The organism is Kitasatospora sp. NPDC052896 (genome assembly GCF_044547075.1).
In the GTDB taxonomy this organism is placed as follows: domain Bacteria; phylum Actinomycetota; class Actinomycetes; order Streptomycetales; family Streptomycetaceae; genus Kitasatospora.
In genome coordinates this window covers 259678-277514 of sequence record NZ_JBITZU010000004.1, presented here as the reverse complement: position 1 = coordinate 277514, position 17837 = coordinate 259678, and the positions used below count along the sequence as shown (strand labels likewise).

The window sequence follows — 17837 nt, the reverse complement described above, 5'->3', positions numbered from 1 at the left end:
CGCGTGTCAGTTGACGCAGGGGATGCCGCCCATCTTGACCGGGGGTCCCTGCATGGGCAGGGTGGCCGTCGGGTCGGGGGTGCTGCCGCCGCCGCTGGCGGGGGCGGGTGCCGAGCCACCGGGCGGGGTGTAGTCGGTGCCGAGGGTGACCACGATGTGCCCGGCGGGCACCTGGGAGGACGGCTCGGCGGTGGTGCCGTAGCGGGCGGCGACGCCTTGGGCGCCGTCCTTGGCACCGGCGCCGTAGGTGACCGTGGTGCTCTTCGGACGGGTGCCGGCCTCGCCGATCCGGCCGCCGGTGTAGCCCATCCCGGCCAGGGCCTTGGCCTCGGCCGCGGCGGCGCCGGTGACCGTCGAGGCGTTGTACACGTCGACCGTGCCCGAACCGGTCTTCCCGGCGGGCGTGGCGGCGGCCGGGGACGGGCCGGCCGAGGAGGAGTCGGCGGGTGCCGGGGCCGGTGCGGGGTCGTGCCCGAAGAGCTGCTGCACCTCCCGCCTTATCAGGGCGGGGTCGACGGTGTTGACGTCCTCGCCCCCGATGGTCGCGAAGCCGCTGATCGGCAGGGTGTTGAACTCGACGTTCCCGCCGGTGAGGTTGGTGGCCTGCTGGGCGAAGTCCAGGATGTTCAGCTGGTTGTCGATCACCACGTCCTTCTTCACCACGTCGAAGAGGGACTGCATCTTGCCGATGTCGCCGAAGATGCCCTCGCTCTTGAGCTTGTACTCGACCGAGGAGATGAAGGCCTGCTGGCGGTGGGTGCGGTCGAGGTCGCCGTTCGGCAGGTTGTGGCGCTGGCGGACGAAGGCCAGCGACTGGGCGGCGTCGAGGGTGTTGATGCCGGCCACGCCCTTGAAGCCGGAGCCCTGGCCCTCCTCGGCCGGGTCGCTGGTGGCGTGGTTCAGACAGACCTGGACCGGCCCGACGGCCTGCGCGATGTCGTAGAAGCCGAGCAGGTTGACCTCGGCGAAGTGGTCGATCGGGATGCCGAGGAAGTTCTGCACGGTGGCCAGGGTCGCCGCCCGGCCCGCGTCCCGGCTCTGCTGCTCCAGCTGGGCCCCCTTGAGCCCCTGTGCCTGGAGCTTGGTCTCGGCGGCCGCCTTGGCGATGCCGTACGCCTCCTTGACCTTGTGCATCCTGCCGTCGGCACCGTAGGTCTGGACGTAGTCGTCGCGCGGGATGGAGAGCGCGGTGACCTTGCCGCCGTTGGCCGGTATGTGCAGCACGATCAGGCTGTTGGTGTTGTAGCCGCCGACGTTGCTGCTGGCACCGGCCTGCAGGTCGTCCTCGACGAACTGCGGCGGAAGGTCGTTGCCGTTCATGTCCTTGCGGCTGTCCAGGCCGATCAGCAACAGGTTGACCGAGTTGTCCAGGTGCGGCGGCGCGCCCTTCTGCACGCTGCTCAGGGCGTCGGAGGTGTTCAGGCCGGTGGTCAGGGACCGGTACGTGTACCAGGTGACACCGCTGGTGGCGAGGACCGCCAGGCCGACCCCGCACACGACGGTGCGCCCGGCGATGGCCAGCGGGGAGGGGCGGTGCCGCCCCGGTACGGAGGTCTGGCGGCGGCTCGCGCGCCGTCGGTCGTCAGGGGTGCGCTCAGCCACGACGGTTCCTCCCGTCCCGGGTCCGCCGGTCCCGGGCGATCCGGACCAGGACGACGAGCAGCGCGGCGCCGAGCGCCGCGAGCATGACCGGGAAGTCGTTGATGGTCCAGCGGGCCGCGCCGGTGGCCAGGGCCTTGGAGCCCTGGTACTTGGCGGAGTCGCCGAGCAGTTCGGCGGCGGCCGTGGTGGCCAGGACGACGGTCGGTGACGCCGGCAGCACCCACCACCAGCCGGAGCGTTCGGCCAGGGCGGCCGCGCCGGCGGTACCGAGGACGGCGCAGCTGTCGAAGATCAGGCCCAGCCCCGGGGCGACCGCCTCGTCGACCAGCGCTCCGACCAGCGGCAGCCCGAGCAGCAGCAGGGCGATCAGGCCGCCCTGCCGCTGGGGTCGGGCCGCCGGCCGCCCGCCACGGGACAGCGGACCGGGACGGCTCTCGTCCGGCCGGTCGTCCGATCCCCGCGCGGGTGGGGGTGGTGGTTCCGGCTGGTCCCGCCAGAGATCTATGCCCTCGCTGGGCGTGACCGCCCACTGCTCTGCCACGCGCTCATCCTCATACAGTCAGCCGATGCGCCAATGGTTGCTCGGTTGCGCAATATAGCAACTGTTCATGACGTCGCGTCGCCGGGCGGCACGGGATGGGGGAGTGGCCGGTTGCCGGCGGTCCGGAACCGCCGGCGCTTCCCCGGTCGGCTCCTGGCGACGGGCGATGTCGGCCGGTCGGCGTGCGGTCCTCCGAGGAGGTGGTCGGGATGGCACCCGGCAGTCGGTCCCGAGCCCGACCAGCTTCCAGGAGGTCCCACGGTCCTCGGTGGCAGTCGTCCACGGACTCCAACTACCCGACCGGGTAACCTGGTTCGACGTTCACCCAGGCCGTTGTGCGGTCGTCATGGGCGCGATCCGCCTGCCTCCGCCCGGTGCGCGGACGTGGCCGCCGCCTCCTGGCGACGGCACGCCCGACCGTCGAGGGACCACGCCACTGTGACCGCCGCCGGCCGAACCAAGCGGCCTGGGGCCGTTCCGTCGGCCTGGCCGCACAGCGTCACCGCCCGGCCACCCGGGTCCGCCCGGCTGGGGTGCCCCCGCTCAGCACTGCGGTCGCCGGCCGTGGTTCGCGGCGTGGTTACGACGGGTCTTCTTCTTGCGGCGTCGCTTCGATGACATGTCGGCCTCCTCGCTCGCTGCTGCGTTTCGCCCCTCTCCAACGTTGCACATGCGCGGCCCGTCGGCGCGGCGTCGACGTTCGGCAGGCGTTCGGCAGGCGGTCGGCAGGCCGTCGGGCGCCGCCGTGTCAGCGCCGGAACCGCCCGGTCAGGACGCTCCACCAACCGCGTCGCTGCCGGGGGATGGCGGCCGCCGTGGCGGGCGGTTCGGCCGGCTCGGCCGGCAGGGGGGCGGGCGCTGCCGGCGGGGTCGTGGGCGCGTTGCCTTCGGCGATCGCCGTCTCTTCCCCGGGCTTCGTCGGCGGGGTGAAGCTCACCGGCAGCTCGACCAGGTGCTGGGACAGCCAGGCCGAGGTCCAGGTCAACTCCCCCTCGGGAAGGGCGAGTCGGAGATCCGGCAGGCGGGTCAGCAGGATGTCGATGCCGGTCTCCGCGATGGCCCGCCCGATGTCCTGGCCGGGGCACTCGTGCGGGCCGCTGCCGAAGGCCAGGTGGGAGCGGTTGCCGTAGAGCGGCTGCGACAGGTCGGGACGGACGACCGGGTCGACGTTGCCGGCCGCGAGACCGAGCAGGAGCATGTCGCCGGCCCTGATCTGCTGCCCGCCGAGCTCGGTGTCGCCGGTGGCCCAGCGGCCCGCGACCAACGACATCGGCGCGGAGTCCCAGAGGACCTGGTCCAGGGCGTCGGGCAGGGTCATGTGGCCGCCGGACAGGTGGGCGCGGAACCGCCGGTCGGTGAGGACGAGCTTCAGGGTGTCCGCGATCAGGTTGACGGTCGTCTCGTTCGCGGCGAGCAGCACCACCCGCAGGTGCTCCAGCACCTCGTCGTCGGTGAGCCCGGCGCCGTGCTGCATCAGCCATGACACGAGATCGGCGCCGGGCGCCACGCGCTTGCGCTCCATCATCCGGCGCAGCGTCGCCACGACGTAGTCGTTGCTCTCGATCGCCGTCTCGGTGCCCTTCATCAGGTCCCGGGCGGCTTCGACCAGTCGGGGCCCGTACTCCTCGGGCATCCCGACCACCTGCGTCATCACGAGCATCGGCAGGTGCTCGGCGAACTGGGCCACCAGATCGGCCCGGCCGGTGGATCCGAAGTCCTGGATCAACTGGTCGGCGAAGCGGGTGACGTAGCGGCGGATCCCGCGCCGGTCGAAGCGGTTCAGACTTTCGGTGACCGCCCCGCGCAGGCGCCGGTGCTCCTCGCCGTCCGCGAACACGCACAGCGGCTGCCAGGCGATCACCGGCATCAGCGGGGAGTCCGGGGTGATCCGACCCTCCTGGAACGCCGTCCAACGGCGGGAGTCCCGGGAGAAGCGGGAGGGCGTGCGCATCGCGGTGAGGTTCGCGGAGTGGCCGAGGACCAGCCAGGCCGGGAGGTCACCGTGCAGCAGTACGGGCGCCACCTCGCCGTGCTCGGCGCGTAGTTTCTCGTACAGACCTGCCGGGTCGGCCTCGGCCTCCGGCCCGTAGAGCCGCCGGAGGCCGTTGGCGCCGAGCCCCTGGGCGCCGAGTCCGTGGGCGGGGCAGCCGGGCGGCGGGGTGAGGGAGGCGTCGTCAGGGAACGAGGTGGTCACGGTGTCTCCGGGGTCGGCGCCAGGCGGTCGTCGTGGGGCGCGGTCGTCGTGGGGCGCGGTCGTCGTGGGGCTGGCAGGGCGGGTGCGGTCACCGCGCGGGCGGGGCCGAGAGGTCGTACAGGTAGCGCATCAGGGCCATCAGGACGTCCCGGCTGGATTCGCGGGTCCGGGCGTCGCACGCGACGATCGGCACCTCGGGGGGCAGGTCCAGGGCGGCCCGCAGTTCCTCGGTCGGGTAGGTCGGCGACTCGGGGAAGGTGTTGGCCGCGACGACGAAGGGCACGCCGCGGTCCTCCAACCGCCCGATCACGTCGAAGCTGACTTCGAGCCGGCGGGTGTCGACCAGCACGACCGCGCCGAGGGCCCCCTCGAACAGGCCGTTCCAGAGGAACCAGAACCGCTCCTGCCCGGGGGTGCCGAACACGTACAGCACCAGTTCGTCGCTGATGCTGATCCGGCCGAAGTCCATCGCGACCGTGGTGGAGGTCTTGAGCTCGACCCCGGCGAGGTCGTCGACGCCGGCTCCGGCCTGCGTCATCGTCTCCTCGGTGGTCAGCGGGCGGATCTCGCTCACGGAACCGACCAGGGTCGTCTTGCCGACGCCGAAACCGCCCACGATCACCACCTTGACCGCCATGGCGGCCGAGTCCGGGAGCAGGTCCGCGCTCTGCGGCCCCACCACCACCTCAGAGCTTCTGTAGTCCATGCATCACCGCCTCCAACAGGGCGCGCTCGGGAAGGATCGCCTGCGGGACACCGGCGCGGGCCTCGATCCGCCCTTCGGCGAGGAGGTCCGCCAGCAGCACGGTGACCGCGCTCATCGGCAGCCGCAGGTAGGCGGAGATCTCGGCCACGGACAGCGGCGAGCCACAGATCCGCAGGATCGCCGCGTGCTCCGGCTGCATCGTGAGGGTCGGCTCCGAGCCGGAGACGATCAGGGTGACCAGGTCGAACGTGGTCCGCTCGGCCGGACCGCTGCGGCCGCGGGTGATCACATAGAGACGTTCCGGGTCGTTGCCGTCCCAGTCCTGGTCCGCAACGCTCATGTGCCCGCCTCGCAGGGCTCGGCCCGCGCTTCGCCCACGCGCACCGCCCGGACGACGAACGCGTTTCGCCCGCTCATGCGACCTGCTCGCTGTTGCGCGGAGCCGTGCTGAGGTGTTCGCCGATCCGGGCGACCAGGTCCCGCATCCGCTGGCCCATCAGCCCGGCGTCGACCCCCTCGTCGGCGAGCACCGCCAGGTAGGCCCGGGCGCCGGCCGCCATCAGGTAGAAGAAGCCGCCGCCCATCTCGATCACGACCAGCCGCATCCGACCGTCACCGTGCGGGAACTCGTGTCCCACCGCGGTGGCCAGGCTCTGCAGGCCGGCGCAGGCGGCGGCGAGGCGGTCCGCGGTGTCGTTGTCGGTGCCGTGCTGGGCCATCCGCAGGCCGTCGGCGGAGAGCACGACGATGTGCCGGGTGTGCGGAACGCCGTCCGCCAGCTCCTTGAGCATCCAGTCCATGTTGGTCCGCTGCTGAATCACTGCTCGCCCTTCCCTGCCGACTCTTCACTGGTGTGGCCGGCCGCACTGGTGGACGGCGCGTGGCCGTTCACCCCCTCGTGGAACGCGGCCAGCCACATCCCGGGCTGTACCGGCGCCTGGGCCGGCTCGGTGACCCTGGAGGCCCCGGGAGCGACCGTCCGGGCGGGTGCGGCGTGACGGCGGCGTTGCGGCAGGCCGTTCGGGGTCCGCTCGGTCACCACCGGAATCCCGTCGTCGGCCGGGACCGGTCCGGTGGCGGCCCCCCGGGAGGACCTGAAGGACGACCCCGTGGCGGAGGCGGGTACCGTCCTCGACCCCCACGGCCGCGGTCCGCCCGCCACCCGGGGGCCGGAGGCGATGCCGATGCCGTGCGCGCGGCCGGTGGCGGGCGCCGTGGTGATGAGCTCCTGCGGCACGATCAGCACGGCGCGCACCCCGCCGTAGGCGGAGGGACGCAGCGAGACCTGGAAGCCGTACGCCTGCGCGAGTCGGCCGACCACGGCCAGGCCGAGCCGCGGGGTCTCGCCGAGGTCGTTGAGGTTGATGCCGGCCTGCGCGTCCCGGAGCATCCGCTCGGCGCGGGCCCGCCCCTCCTCGCTCAGGCTGAGGCCGCCGTCCTCGATCTCGATCGCGATGCCGGTCTGCACCTCGACCGCGGTCAGGTGCACGTTGGTCTGCGGCGGGGAGTAGCGGGTGGCGTTGTCCAGCAGTTCGGCGAGTGCGTGGATGAGCGGCTCGACCGCCGGTCCGACCACGGCCACCTGGGACACCGGGTGCAGTTCCACCCGCTGGTAGTCCAGGATGCGCGACATGCCGCCGCGCAGCACGCTGTACAGCGGCACCGCCCGGCCCCACTGCCGGCCGGGGCGGGCGCCGCCGAGCACGGCGATGCTGTCCGCGAGGCGGCCGATCAGCGCGTTGCCGTGGTCCAGCCGCAGCAGGTCCTCGAAGACGGCGGGGTCGTTGCCGTGCCGGTCCTCCATCGAGCGCAGGTCCTGGGCCTGCCGGTGGACGATCGCCTGGACCCGGCGGGCGATGTTGACGAAGGCCCGCTGGGCGGACTCGTGCAGGGCGTCCTCGTTGTCGACCGCCTCCAGGACGGTGCGCAGCACGGCCTGCCGGGCGGCCCGGAACTCCGCGCCGACGATGGCGTCGTGGGACTCGTACGCCCTCAGCACGTCCTCGATGAACGCGCCGCGCTGGAGCCGGGCGACCGCCTCGGGCAGGGCGAACCTGGCCAGCCGGTCCGTCTCGCTCTCCTGCCGGGCCAGCCGACGGCGTAGCTCGCTCTCCTGCCGGGCGGAGCGCTCGCGCAGGTTCGCCAGCGCGTACCCCCGGCGTGCCGCCTCGGCGGCCACCACGGCCACCGCCACGGTGCCCACCACCCCGAACCAGACCGCTCCCGCGCGGGCGCCGGCGGAGGCCACCGACGCGGCGACGACAGCGGCCGCCGCCGTCACGATCGTTGGCAGGAGCCACACCAGAACGGGAGCGGAGCGCCAGCCTCCTGGTGACGATCCAGCACGAAGCATCATCATCCTCAAACGATCGGAAGAGTAGGGAAGGACGGACCGGGAACGCGTCCGGACGGGGCTCTCGCTCCGCCGGCCGGGGTGGTACTGGCACCAGGATTGCCCTGACCCGGGCTTGTCGTACCGGTGCCCAGCCTCAGTTCGCCCATGAGGGGGTTCTCCCCGGAAATCGCCACGTGGTGCGGGAACTCCGTGCTACGGCGCGATCCACGACATGACCTGGATCTTTCCGGTCCGCGCTGTCCCCGCGGAGGTGACCGGCCTCCCGGCGTCGCCGATCTCCCCGGGACATGGCTGGTCCCGGCCGCGCGGACGGCCGGGACCATGGAATTCGCCGGTCAGAGCCGGGGGATGACCTCGCGCCCGTAGGCGTCGATGGTGTCCTCGATGGCGTCGTGCATCGCGTAGAGGGCGAACTGGTCCACGCCCAGCGCCCGCAGCTCCTCCAGCCGGGCCACCTGCGCCGCCGGCGGGCCGATCAGGCAGAACCGGTCGACGATCTCGTCCGGCACGAACGTGGTGTCCGGGTTGTCCACCCGTCCGTGGTGGCTGTAGTCGTACCCCTGACGGTTCTTGATGTACGCGGTGAGGGCCTCCGGCACCAGGTCGGAGTGCTCGCCGTAACGGCTGACCAGGTCGGCCACGTGGTTGCCGACCATGCCGCCGAACCACCGGCACTGCTCGCGGGCGTGCGCCAACGCCGCCGGCGACTCGTCGGCCGTGACGTAGGCCGGCGCGGCGACGCAGATGGTCAGCGCGGCCGGGTCGCGACCGGCCTCGGCCGCCGCGGCCCGGACCGCCTTGACCATGTACCCGGTGAGATAGGGATCGGCCAGCTGCAGGATGAACCCGTCGGCCTGGCGGCCGGTCAGCGCGAGCGCCTTGGGACCGTAGGCACCCATCCAGACGGGCAGCGCGCCGTCGCGCACCCACGGCAGGTGCATCTCGGTGCCGTCCACCTCGACCGACCGCCCCTCGGCCAACTCCTTGATGGCGTGCATCGCCTCGCCCAGCCGGGCCAGCGTGGCGGGCCGCCGGCCGGCCACCCGCATCGCGGAGTCGCCGCGCCCGATGCCGCAGACCGTGCGGTTGCCGAACATCTCGTTGAGCGTGGCGAAGAGCGAGGCGGTCACCTCCCAGGTCCGGGTGGACGGGTTGGTGACCATCGGCCCGACCTTCAAGTGCCGGGTCTGGCCGAGGATCTGACTGTAGATCACGAATGGTTCCTGCCAGAGCACGCAGGAGTCGAAGGTCCAGCCGTGGCTGAAGCCGGCCGCCTCCGCGCGCTTCATCCGCTCGACGAGCAGCCGGGCGGGCGGGTCGGTCTGGAGCACGAGCCCAAAGTCCATCAGCGGCACAACCGTTCGGTGGTCGGAAGCGGATCAGGTCAGGTACTGGCAGGTGTCGCGCCGCAGGAAGGTGCCGTGGCCGGCCCGGCCGAGCCACTCGCCGCGGTCCAGCACCACGCTGCCCCGGGAGAGCACCGTCCGTGCCCGGCCGGTGAGTTGACGGCCCTCGTAGGCGGAGTAGTCGACGTTCATGTGGTGGGTGGCGGCGGAGACCGTCTGCTTCGCCGTCGGGTCGTAGACCACCAGGTCGGCGTCGGCGCCGGGCGCGATGGTGCCCTTGCGCGGGTGGAGGCCGAACATCCGGGCCGGGGCGGCGCAGGCGATCTCGATCCACCGCCTTCGCGACAGGTGCCCGTCCAGCACGGCCTGGTGCAGCAGGTCCATCCGGTTCTCCACCCCGGGCAGCCCGTTGGGGATCTTCGAGAAGTCGCCGCGGCCGAGCTCCTTCTGGCCCTTGAAGCAGAACGGGCAGTGGTCGGTGGAGACCACCTGGAGGTCGTTGACGCGCAACCCCCGCCACAGCGCGGCCTGGTGCTCACGCGGCCGGAGCGGCGTGGAGCAGACGTACTTGGCACCCTCGAAGCCCGGCTCGGCCAGGTTCTCGGTGGAGAGGAAGAGGTACTGCGGGCAGGTCTCGCCGAAGACGTTCAGCCCCTCGCGCCGTGCGGTGGACAGCTCGGCGAGCGCCGAGGCGGCCGAGACGTGCACCACGTACAGCGGCGAGCCGGCCACCTGGGCCAGCTTGATGGCGCGGTGGGTGGCCTCGGCCTCCAACAACTCCCGGCGGACCTCGCCGTGGTAGCGCGGGTCGGTGTGGCCGGCCGCGAGTGCCTGCTCGACCAGCACGTCGATCGCGATGCCGTTCTCCGCGTGCATCATGATCAGGCCGCCGTTCCCGGCACCGCGCTGCATCGCCCGCAGGATCCGCCCGTCGTCGCTGTAGAAGACGCCGGGGTAGGCCATGAAGAGCTTGAACGAGGTGGACTCGCCGGAGGCGACCAGCAGGTCCATCTCCTTGAGCACCGCGTCGTTGACGTCCGAGACGATGGTGTGGAACGCGTAGTCGATCGCGCAGCGGCCCTCGGCCTTGGCGTGCCAGGCGTCCAGGCCCTCCCGCAGCGAGCCGCCGACCGGCTGGACCGCGAAGTCCACGATGGTGGTGGTGCCGCCCCAGGCGGCGGCCCGGGTGCCGGTCTCGAAGGTGTCGGAGGCGTGCGTGCCGCCGAACGGCAGCTCCATGTGGGTGTGCGCGTCCACCCCGCCGGGGATCACGTAGTGTCCGGTGGCGTCGATCTCGGTGTCGGCGGTCCAGGCCTCGGCCGCGCCGCTGCCGGTGGCGGCGAGCGCGACGATCCGCTCGTCCTCGACCAGCACGTCGGCGGTGGTCTCCTCGGTGGCGGTGATCACCAGGCCGCCCCGGATCACGGTCCGGCTCATACCGGCTCTCCCGCCACGTCGATCCGGCGCAGCGCCTCGACCAGCAGGTCGCCGCCCTCGCGGGCCTCGGCCTCGGTGAGCGAGAGCGGCGGGGCGATCCGCAGCACGTGGCCGGCCCGGCCGCCCTTGCCGATCAACAGACCCAGTTCCCGGGCGTGTTCGAGCGCGGCGGAGGCGGCCGCGGCGTCCGCCAGCTCGACCGCGAGCATCAGTCCCCGCCCGCGCACCTCGTGCACGGCCGGCAGCTTGGCACTCTCCAGCCGCTCGCGCAGCACGGCGCCGGTGCGCCGGGCGTTGCCCTGCAGGTCGTTGGCGAGCAGGTGGCGCAGGTTGGCCAGCGCCGCCGCGGTGGTGATCGGGCTGCCACCGAAGGTGGAGATCGAGTTGGCCCCCAGGCAGTCCATGACCTCGGCCCGGGCCACCACCCCGCCCATCGACATGCCGTTGGCGATGCCCTTGGCGAAGGTGAGCAGATCGGGCGGGCCGGCCTCGGCGTGCGCCTGCCAGCCCCAGAAGTGGTCGCCGGTACGGCCCCAGCCGGTCTGCACCTCGTCCGAGATCCACAGGATGCCGTGCCGGTCCAGCACCCGCTTGAACGCGGCGAGCAGCCCGTCCGGTCCGTGGGTGAACCCGCCGACGCCCTGGATGGGTTCGGCGATCAACGCGGCGACCGTGCTCTCCGCCTGGTCGAGCATCTCCTCCAGGTCGGCCACACAGGCGGCGATGAACTCGCCGTCGGAGAGCGCCGCGAACGGTCCGCCGGTGCGCACCCCGCCGTGCACGTAGAGGGTCTGCAGCGGCGAGAGGCTGGTGGGCGACCAGGAGGCGTTGCCGGTGATGCCCACCGTGCTGAACGAGCGCCCGTGGTAGCTGTTGCGCAGCGCCACCACCTGGTTGGAGCGGCGGTAGCAGGTGGCCAGCAGCAGGGCGGCGTCGTTGGCCTCGGTGCCGGAGGTGGTGAAGAACACCTTGGCGTCCGGGATGCCCGACAACTCGGCGATCTGCTCGGCCAGTTCGACCATCGTCGAGGAGAGGTAGAGGGTCGAGGTGTGCAGGATCCGGCCGGCCTGCTCGGCCACCGCCGCAGTGACCTCGGGCAGTGCGTGGGCGGTCATCGTGGTCAGGATGCCGCCGAAGAAGTCCAGGTAGCGGTTGCCGGCGGCGTCCCAGACGTGCCGGCCCTCGCCGTGGGTGAGTTCGAGCGGTTCCCGGTAGTAGGTGGCCAGCCAGGCGGGCAGCACGGCGCGGTGGCGGTCCAGCAGGGGTCGGGTCATGCGGCTCTGCACGCTCCTTGTCGGTGGGCCCGCTGGCGGTGCGGCCGGCGGGCGGGTCGGGGTGCTCACGCCTCGGTCAGCTGTTCACGGCTGGGTCAGCGGTCCGTACGCGTCGGGCCGGCGGTCGCGGTAGAACGCCCACAGCTGGCGCACCTCGTCGATCACCCCGAGGTCGAGATCGCGCACCACCAGTTCCTCCTCCTTGTCGGAGGCCACCTCACCGACGAACTGGCCCCGCGGGTCCACGAAGTAGGACGAGCCGTAGAAGTCGTTGTCGCCGTACTCCTCGGTGCCGACCCGGTTGATCGCCGCGATGAAGTACTCGTTGGCGACCGCGGCGGCCGGCTGCTCCAGCTGCCAGAGGTGGCTGGAGAGGCTGCGGCTGGTGGCGGAGGGGTTGTAGACGATCTGGGCGCCCGCCAGGCCGAGCGCCCGCCAGCCCTCGGGGAAGTGCCGGTCGTAGCAGATGTAGACGCCGACCTTGCCGACCGCGGTGTCGAAGACCGGCCAGCCCAGGTTGCCCGGCTTGAAGTAGTACTTCTCCCAGAACCCCTTGACCTGCGGGATGTGGTGCTTGCGGTACTTGCCCAGGTAGCTGCCGTCGGCGTCGATCACGGCCGCGGTGTTGTAGTAGAAGCCCGCCTGCTCGACCTCGTAGACCGGCACGACGATCACCATGCCTAGCTCCCGGGCGAGCGCCCGCATCCGGACCACGGTGGGACCGTCCGGCACGGGCTCGGCCCAGCGGTAGTGCACCGGGTCCTGCACCTGGCAGAAGTACGGGGAGTTGAAGACCTCCTGGAAACCGATGATCCGCGCACCCTGGGCCGCCGCCTCCCGGGCGTACCGCTCATGGTTGTCGATCATGGAGTCCTGGTCACCCGTCCACCTGGTCTGGACGAGCGCCGCACGAACGATCTGGGACATGGAAACCGCTCCTGTCAGAGAGGGCTGGTTGGTCCTGGTCCTGTGTATACGCGACGGGCCGCGGTCGCGACGGGTACCGACGACCCGGCGCCGGCCGCGTCACCCGGGTGGCCCGTTTGGCGGCCGCCGCGGTGTGCCGTGACGGGAATGCTGTTGGACATTCCCCATCCGCCGGGGCGGCGAACCCGACGACCTGTCAGGCCCGGGCGGAGTTCCCTGCCATCCTGCCGCTGGCGTGCCCGGAACGTCGTGATCCCGTTTGGCCCAGCGGGCGAACCAGGCGGCCTCCGCCGTCGTCCTTATGGACATGACGAACTTCGTTTCCAAGCGTGCCGCGCTGCTCGCGGCCGGTGTCGCCGCCCTCGGTCTGTCCCTCACCGCCTGCGGCTCCGGCGGTTCGACCGCCTCCGCCGGGGCCGCGGGCGCCCCGGCGGCCGGCAGCAGCGTCGCGGCCGCCGCCGGTTCCGTCACCTCGGGTGGTGGTGGCACGGCCCAGCAGACCGGAGCGCAGACCTCCGGCGGTGGCCGCACCGGCTCGACCGGTTCGGGCTCCACGGGCACCAAGGGCACCGGCGGGTCCGCTTCCGGCACCGCGCAGGCCGGCGGCCCGGGAATGTCGGCGGGTGGCGGTCCCGGCAACGGCTGCACCCCGGGGCAGGTCTCCGTCACCAGTGCCGACGGCGGGGCGGGGATGGGTCACCAGGGTGTCGTCCTGGTCTTCCGCAACACCTCCTCGAACGGCTGTAGCCTCTACGGCTACCCGGGCGTGGCCGCGGTCGACGCCTCCGGCAAGCAGGTCGACCAGGCCCAACGCACCCTGAACGGCTACCTCGGCGGCGCCCAGTCGGTGACCGCCGTCCAGCTGGCGCCGGGCGCCCAGGCCTCGGCCCTGCTGGAGGGCGACGACGTGCCGTCGGGCAACAAGCCCTGCCTGACCTACGCCTCGCTGCTGGTCACCCCGCCCGGGACCAAGACCTCCACGCCGCTCGGGGTGACCGTGGCCGACTGTGACGGGCTGCAGGTCCACCCGGTCGTCACGGGCGCCTCCGGGAGCGCCCAGTAGCCGCCCCGCCGCCCGGCGGCCCGGTGGCGGGCCGCCGGGCGACCGGATAATGAAGGAGGAGGAAGTTCCCGTCGGTCGGGCCACGGGAGGAGGAAACCATGATCGTCCGAATCTGGGAGGCGAAGGTCATCCCCGGTCAGGTCGGCGAGTTCTGCACGCTGCTCGCGACCAAGGTGATGCCCCAGCTGGTCGGCTTGGACGGGTTCCTCGGTGGTGAGCTGCTGCGCGCGGTGCCGGACAGCTCGCACCGGGTCCTGGTGGTCACCCGGTGGCGGGACGAGGAGGCGCTGCGCGGCTACGCGGGCCCGATGTGGGCGATCCGGCCGGTCTGGTCCGACTCGGACATCAGCCATTTGGAGCATCCACCGGAGGTTTCGCACTTCGGCGTGGTCACCACCGCCCCCTGAGGCCGTCCGTTCGGTGACGGGCCGCCGAGAGCTATTTCCAAAGAACTCTTTGCAAAGAAGTCTTTGCGGTCTACGGTGCTGCCATGACCGAAGACACTCCTGACCGGCCTGCCATGGACGAGGTCGCCGTCCTGGACGCCAAGGGGCTTCGGGCGCTGGCCCACCCCGTCCGGGTCCGGCTGCTCGGCCTGCTGCGCCGGTACGGGCCGTCCACCGCCACCCGGCTCGCCGAGCGGATGGGCCTGACCTCCGGTGCGACCAGCTACCACCTGCGCCGGCTCGGCGAGGCCGGCTTCGTCGCGGAGGACCCCGAGCGGGGCAACGCCCGCGAGCGCTGGTGGCGGGCGGTGCACCGGACGACCTCGTTCAACGACCTCGATCTGCTCGACCAGGAGCCGGAGGCCGTCGAGGCGTACCTGAGGTCCGGGCTGGCCGTCTACGCGCTGCGCGGCCAGCGCGCGTTGGACGAGATCCGGACCATGCCGAGCGCCTGGCAGCGGGTCCTCGACCTGAACGACTGGACACTGCGACTCACGCCCGACGAGGCCGCCCGCCTGCGCGCGGAGCTGGCCGAGCTGGTCGGTCGTTACCGCCGGGACACCCCGGAGGCGGCCGCCGGCGCGCCGGCCGGTGCCCAACGGGTGGGCCTGATCACCCAGTTGCTGCCGGAGCTGGACACCACCGGGACCGGCGGGGGAGCGGCGGAGGAATGAACAGCTCACGGGGGAACAGCCGGCGACCACTGGTCGGGCTGCTGGCGGCCACCGGCGTGTCGCTGACCGGGACCAGGGTGTCGGCCATCGCGATGCCCTGGTTCGTCCTGGTCACCACCGGCAGCGCCACCCGCACCGGGCTGGTGGCCTGCTGCGAGATGGCGCCGTACGTGATCGCCAAGGCGTTGAGCGGCCCGCTGGTCGACCGGGTCGGACCGCGGGTGGTGTCCTGGGGCGCGGACGCGGTCAGCACGGTCGCCGCCGGCCTGATCCCGCTGCTCCACGCCGCGCACCGGCTCTCGTTCGGGTTCCTGCTGTTCCTGATCGCCGTGGTCGGCGCGGTGCGCGGGCCCGGCGACCTGGGCAAGCACGTGATGGTGCCGGAGGCGGCCGAACGCGGCGGGGTGCCGCTGGAGCGGGCCACCGGCGCGTCCGGGGTGATCGAACGGCTGGCCTCCACGGTGGGTCCGCTGGCGGGCGGGGTACTGGTCGCGCTGACCGGTCCGGTGGTCGGCCTGGTGGTGGACGCGGCCTCGTTCGCGCTCGGCTCGGTGGTCATCGCGCTCTTCCTGCCGCGTGGGATGGGACGCCCCGCCGCCCCGGGTGAGTCCGCCCCGTCGGGCTACTGGCGGCGGCTGGCCGAGGGTCTCGCCTTCCTGCGCGGCGAACCGCTGCTGCTCGCCATCGTCGTGATGGTCGGGGTCACCAACCTGCTTGACGCCGGCTTCAGTTCGGTCCTGCTGCCGGTCTGGGCCCGCGGCCACGGCGGCCCGGGCGTGCAGGGCCTGCTCGCCGGTGCCGCCGGAGTCTGCGCCGTCGGCGGAAGCCTGATCGCGACCGGGGTGTCCCACCGGCTGCCGCGGCGCCCGGTGTTCTTCCTGGGCTTCCTGTTGGCGGGCGCGCCGCGGTTCCTGGTGCTCGCGTTGCACCCGCCGACCTGGGCGGTGGCCGCGGTCTTCGCGGTGGGCGGTTTCGGCGGGGGCTTTCTCAACCCGATCCTGGGCGCGCTGGCCCTGGAGCGGATACCGCGCGAACTGCTCGGCCGGGTGGGCGCGTTGGGCGACTCGCTGGCCTGGGCCGGGATTCCGCTCGGCGGTCTGCTCGCCGGAGCGGCGATCGGCTGCTGGGGCCTGGCCCCGGTCCTGCTGGCCGGCGGCGCGCTGTACTTCGCCACCACCAATCTGACGGCACTGCGCCCGGAGTGGCACGAGATGGACCGGAGCCGGCGCGCGGGCGGCCGGCCGGTCCAGTCGGACGGATCCGGCGTCAGCGGTCACGAGCCGGGCAGGGAAGCGAAGTTGAGCGCGTAGAGGGGCGCGACCGAGGCGGCGGTGACGTAGTCCATCGCGACGGTCCCCAGCGCCGGTCGCCCGGTCGGGTCCAGGGCCGCCAGGTAGCCGCTCACCTTCGGCCCGATCGCCTCGGCGGCCTGCGGCGGCCACAGGCCCGCGCCGGAGGAGGAGGTGAAGGTGAGGAAGAGTCGCCGCGGGTCCTGGGCGGCCCGGGCCGCGTCGAGGTGGGCGGAGACCTCGGGCCACTTCCGCGACCAGAGGTCGAAGACCGTCCCGATCTGGTAGTCGTCCTCGATGTCGGTGAGTGCCCCGCCCCAGGGGATGCCGGGCAGGCCGGAGCTGTCCGCGAGCACCACGATCCGGCCGCGCACCTCGCCGAGCCGCGGGATGCGCTGCTCGGCCCAGAACAGCCCGGGCCACCGGGTCCGGTAGCTCGCGAAGATCGCCGCGAAGTCGGCGTCGGAGACCGTGGAGTACTCCTGTTTGACCCGCATCAGCACGGTCTCGCCGGGGTGTTCGGCGAGGAAGTCCTGGCAGGCGTTGAGCACGTCGCCGAAGAAGATCTGCTGGAAGACCTGGCTGTGGTGGATCGCGAACACCCCGCTGATCGCCCGGCAGCGGATGTCGAGGAAGCGCACCCCGGCCGCCAACTGGTCGGGGACGGAGAGGGTCTGGGTCCGGGCGAGCGGTCCGCCGTGGCGTGAGCAGGTGTCGTGGCTGCCGGGGATGGTGAGGCAGGACAGCGGGCACGCCGCGTCGAGCGCGCCCAACCAGTCCGAGGCCGGGGGGAGTTCGGCCGCCCGGGCGGGCCGGGCGGCCAGTCCTGTGCCGGCCGCGGCGACGCCCAGCGCGAGTGCGGCGCGGCCCAGGTCGCGTCGGCTCAGCCGAGTTCCCGTCAGATCCATGGAGTTCTCTCCTCGTTGCGCGCCCGCGATCATCTGGCATGGGCATTATCGACAGCTTGCGCCATATAGCGGTAGTCCGCCCGGGGGCATACCGTGGCGCGGGGTGGCGTTGGGTGGCGCTTTATGGTGCACGGCGGCACTCCGGATGGCCCGGCGTGCCGGACGGCGCGACGGCTCGCGTCGATCACCGGACGGCTCGCGGTGGAGGCGCGGATCATCCGGGGGCGCCCCCACCGCCGGCGGGTCGGCCGTACGCTGGGCCGATGACCGTCTCCACCGCTGTTCCGTCCGACCCGTCCACCATCCCGGTGCCCGTCCCCGGTCCGGAGTTCCTGGCCTTCTGGGCCGAGCGCCACCTCTGCACGCTCACCACCCTCCGCCCGGACGGCACGCCGCACGTCGTTCCGGTCGGTGCCACCTACGACCCGGCGACCGGCGTCGCCCGGGTGATCACCTCGGCCGCCAGCCGCAAGGCCCGCAACGTCGAGGCCGCCGGCGAGGGCGGCGCCCGGGTGGCGCTCTGCCAGGTGGACGGCGGCCGCTGGGCCACCCTGGAGGGCGTGGCCGTGGTCCGCCGCGACCCGGCGGCGGTCGCCGACGCGGAGGCCCGCTACGCCCGCCGCTACCGGACTCCCCGTCCCAACCCGGACCGGGTGGTGCTGGAGATCACCGTCACCCGCACCCTCGGCCGGGGCGCCCCGCCGCGCGCTCAGTGACGGGCGGCGGCGCGCAGCGAGCGCAGGACCGAGCCGTCCACCCGCAGGATCCGGGCCCTGACCAGCACCGGGTGCGCGTGCACCGCGTCCCCGGCCCGGACGTACTCCGCCCACAGGCGGTCGAACTCGGCCTGCTCGTCCGCCGCCCAGCCGCACCGCTCGACCGCCTGGTCCGGCCCGGGGAAGGCGGCGCGGCGGCGGTCCCGGACGGCCAGCGCGTAGTCGCCGAGCGCGCGGTCGGCGTTGAGCACGGAACGCTGAAGGGCGATCAGTTCGGCGGGGAGGGCGAGGGTCGGAGTGCTGGACACGCTGCCACGGTAGGGGCGGGTACTGACAACCGGCCGCCGCCCCCGGGGAC

The 17837-nt window shown here is 72.8% G+C and carries 18 protein-coding genes; 5 read left to right on the top strand and 13 right to left on the bottom strand.

Annotated features, from left to right (window positions below; genetic code table 11):
• Positions 1–6: 6 nt before the first annotated feature.
• The 11 genes from ACIGXM_RS12115 to ACIGXM_RS12065 form a co-directional block, all read right to left on the bottom strand.
• A complete protein-coding gene (locus tag ACIGXM_RS12115; RefSeq protein WP_396559671.1) occupies positions 7–1602 on the bottom strand; it encodes an LCP family protein in 1596 nt (531 codons plus the stop codon).
• Entirely contained in the window at positions 1595–2143 is a 549-nt protein-coding gene (locus ACIGXM_RS12110; RefSeq protein ID WP_396559669.1) for a DUF6542 domain-containing protein, read from the bottom strand. Before ACIGXM_RS12110 ends, ACIGXM_RS12115 begins: the two co-directional genes overlap by 8 nt.
• A 748-nt stretch (positions 2144–2891) precedes the next feature.
• Positions 2892–4337 (bottom strand): cytochrome P450, encoded by a 1446-nt coding sequence (locus ACIGXM_RS12105; protein WP_396559667.1) that lies wholly within the window; start codon positions 4335–4337, stop codon positions 2892–2894.
• 88 nt (positions 4338–4425) lie between these two features.
• A complete protein-coding gene (locus ACIGXM_RS12100; RefSeq protein WP_396559665.1) occupies positions 4426–5043 on the bottom strand; it encodes a GTP-binding protein in 618 nt (205 codons plus the stop codon).
• Positions 5024–5383: a DUF742 domain-containing protein gene (locus tag ACIGXM_RS12095; protein ID WP_396559663.1), complete on the bottom strand. Its 360-nt coding sequence runs from the start codon at positions 5381–5383 to the stop codon at positions 5024–5026. The genes ACIGXM_RS12100 and ACIGXM_RS12095 overlap by 20 nt, the downstream gene beginning before the upstream one ends.
• A gap of 73 nt (positions 5384–5456) precedes the next feature.
• On the bottom strand, positions 5457–5864 hold the full coding sequence (locus ACIGXM_RS12090; protein ID WP_396559661.1) for a roadblock/LC7 domain-containing protein: 408 nt from the start codon (positions 5862–5864) through the stop codon (positions 5457–5459).
• Positions 5861–7396 carry an ATP-binding protein gene (locus ACIGXM_RS12085; protein WP_396559899.1) on the bottom strand — a complete coding sequence of 512 codons (1536 nt, stop codon included), beginning with the start codon at positions 7394–7396 and terminating at the stop codon, positions 5861–5863. Before ACIGXM_RS12085 ends, ACIGXM_RS12090 begins: the two co-directional genes overlap by 4 nt.
• Positions 7397–7734: 338 nt before the next feature.
• Complete coding sequence (locus tag ACIGXM_RS12080; RefSeq protein ID WP_396559659.1) at positions 7735–8745, bottom strand: TIGR03842 family LLM class F420-dependent oxidoreductase; 1011 nt, start codon at positions 8743–8745, stop codon at positions 7735–7737.
• Positions 8746–8778: 33 nt separating this feature from the next.
• On the bottom strand, positions 8779–10182 hold the full coding sequence (hydA, locus tag ACIGXM_RS12075; RefSeq protein ID WP_396559657.1) for a dihydropyrimidinase: 1404 nt from the start codon (positions 10180–10182) through the stop codon (positions 8779–8781).
• Entirely contained in the window at positions 10179–11456 is a 1278-nt protein-coding gene (locus ACIGXM_RS12070) for an aspartate aminotransferase family protein (protein WP_396559655.1), read from the bottom strand. The genes hydA and ACIGXM_RS12070 overlap by 4 nt, the downstream gene beginning before the upstream one ends.
• Positions 11457–11540: 84 nt before the next feature.
• On the bottom strand, positions 11541–12383 hold the full coding sequence (locus tag ACIGXM_RS12065; protein WP_396559653.1) for a nitrilase-related carbon-nitrogen hydrolase: 843 nt from the start codon (positions 12381–12383) through the stop codon (positions 11541–11543).
• A gap of 307 nt (positions 12384–12690) precedes the next feature.
• Here ACIGXM_RS12065 and ACIGXM_RS12060 point away from each other — a divergent pair, with 307 nt between their 5' ends.
• The 4 genes from ACIGXM_RS12060 (at position 12691) to ACIGXM_RS12045 (ending at position 15876) form a co-directional block, all read left to right on the top strand.
• Positions 12691–13446: a DUF4232 domain-containing protein gene (locus tag ACIGXM_RS12060; RefSeq protein WP_396559651.1), complete on the top strand. Its 756-nt coding sequence runs from the start codon at positions 12691–12693 to the stop codon at positions 13444–13446.
• A gap of 98 nt (positions 13447–13544) precedes the next feature.
• Positions 13545–13853 (top strand): antibiotic biosynthesis monooxygenase family protein, encoded by a 309-nt coding sequence (locus ACIGXM_RS12055; protein WP_396559649.1) that lies wholly within the window; start codon positions 13545–13547, stop codon positions 13851–13853.
• An 83-nt stretch (positions 13854–13936) separates the two neighbouring features.
• Positions 13937–14566, top strand: coding sequence for a helix-turn-helix domain-containing protein (locus ACIGXM_RS12050; protein ID WP_396559647.1), 630 nt, complete (start codon positions 13937–13939; stop codon positions 14564–14566).
• Complete coding sequence (locus tag ACIGXM_RS12045) at positions 14563–15876, top strand: MFS transporter (protein ID WP_396559645.1); 1314 nt, start codon at positions 14563–14565, stop codon at positions 15874–15876. The genes ACIGXM_RS12050 and ACIGXM_RS12045 overlap by 4 nt, the downstream gene beginning before the upstream one ends.
• Here the strand turns inward: ACIGXM_RS12045 and ACIGXM_RS12040 are convergent.
• Positions 15840–16763, bottom strand: a complete 924-nt coding sequence (locus ACIGXM_RS12040) for a phosphatidylinositol-specific phospholipase C (RefSeq protein WP_396559643.1) — start codon at positions 16761–16763, stop codon at positions 15840–15842. The genes ACIGXM_RS12045 and ACIGXM_RS12040 overlap by 37 nt on opposite strands.
• A gap of 263 nt (positions 16764–17026) precedes the next feature.
• Between ACIGXM_RS12040 and ACIGXM_RS12035 the strand changes: the two genes are divergently transcribed.
• Positions 17027–17479: a pyridoxamine 5'-phosphate oxidase family protein gene (locus ACIGXM_RS12035; RefSeq protein ID WP_396559641.1), complete on the top strand. Its 453-nt coding sequence runs from the start codon at positions 17027–17029 to the stop codon at positions 17477–17479.
• Here ACIGXM_RS12035 and ACIGXM_RS12030 read toward each other — a convergent pair.
• On the bottom strand, positions 17473–17787 hold the full coding sequence (locus tag ACIGXM_RS12030; protein ID WP_396559639.1) for a hypothetical protein: 315 nt from the start codon (positions 17785–17787) through the stop codon (positions 17473–17475). The genes ACIGXM_RS12035 and ACIGXM_RS12030 overlap by 7 nt on opposite strands.
• Positions 17788–17837 lie beyond the last annotated feature (50 nt).

What these genes read in the sequence shown, in the direction of transcription:
- ACIGXM_RS12100 (WP_396559665.1), bottom strand. Translation starts at nt 5,043, where the DNA reads ATGGACTACAGAAGCTCTGAGGTGGTGGTGGGGCCGCAGAGCGCGGAC.
- ACIGXM_RS12095 (WP_396559663.1), bottom strand. Translation starts at nt 5,383, where the DNA reads ATGAGCGTTGCGGACCAGGACTGGGACGGCAACGACCCGGAACGTCTC.
- ACIGXM_RS12085 (WP_396559899.1), bottom strand. Translation starts at nt 7,396, where the DNA reads ATGCTTCGTGCTGGATCGTCACCAGGAGGCTGGCGCTCCGCTCCCGTT.
- ACIGXM_RS12080 (WP_396559659.1), bottom strand. Translation starts at nt 8,745, where the DNA reads ATGGACTTTGGGCTCGTGCTCCAGACCGACCCGCCCGCCCGGCTGCTC.
- hydA (WP_396559657.1), bottom strand. Translation starts at nt 10,182, where the DNA reads ATGAGCCGGACCGTGATCCGGGGCGGCCTGGTGATCACCGCCACCGAG.
- ACIGXM_RS12070 (WP_396559655.1), bottom strand. Translation starts at nt 11,456, where the DNA reads ATGACCCGACCCCTGCTGGACCGCCACCGCGCCGTGCTGCCCGCCTGG.
- ACIGXM_RS12065 (WP_396559653.1), bottom strand. Translation starts at nt 12,383, where the DNA reads ATGTCCCAGATCGTTCGTGCGGCGCTCGTCCAGACCAGGTGGACGGGT.
- ACIGXM_RS12060 (WP_396559651.1), top strand. Translation starts at nt 12,691, where the DNA reads ATGACGAACTTCGTTTCCAAGCGTGCCGCGCTGCTCGCGGCCGGTGTC.
- ACIGXM_RS12055 (WP_396559649.1), top strand. Translation starts at nt 13,545, where the DNA reads ATGATCGTCCGAATCTGGGAGGCGAAGGTCATCCCCGGTCAGGTCGGC.
- ACIGXM_RS12050 (WP_396559647.1), top strand. Translation starts at nt 13,937, where the DNA reads ATGACCGAAGACACTCCTGACCGGCCTGCCATGGACGAGGTCGCCGTC.
- ACIGXM_RS12045 (WP_396559645.1), top strand. Translation starts at nt 14,563, where the DNA reads ATGAACAGCTCACGGGGGAACAGCCGGCGACCACTGGTCGGGCTGCTG.
- ACIGXM_RS12040 (WP_396559643.1), bottom strand. Translation starts at nt 16,763, where the DNA reads ATGGATCTGACGGGAACTCGGCTGAGCCGACGCGACCTGGGCCGCGCC.
- ACIGXM_RS12035 (WP_396559641.1), top strand. Translation starts at nt 17,027, where the DNA reads ATGACCGTCTCCACCGCTGTTCCGTCCGACCCGTCCACCATCCCGGTG.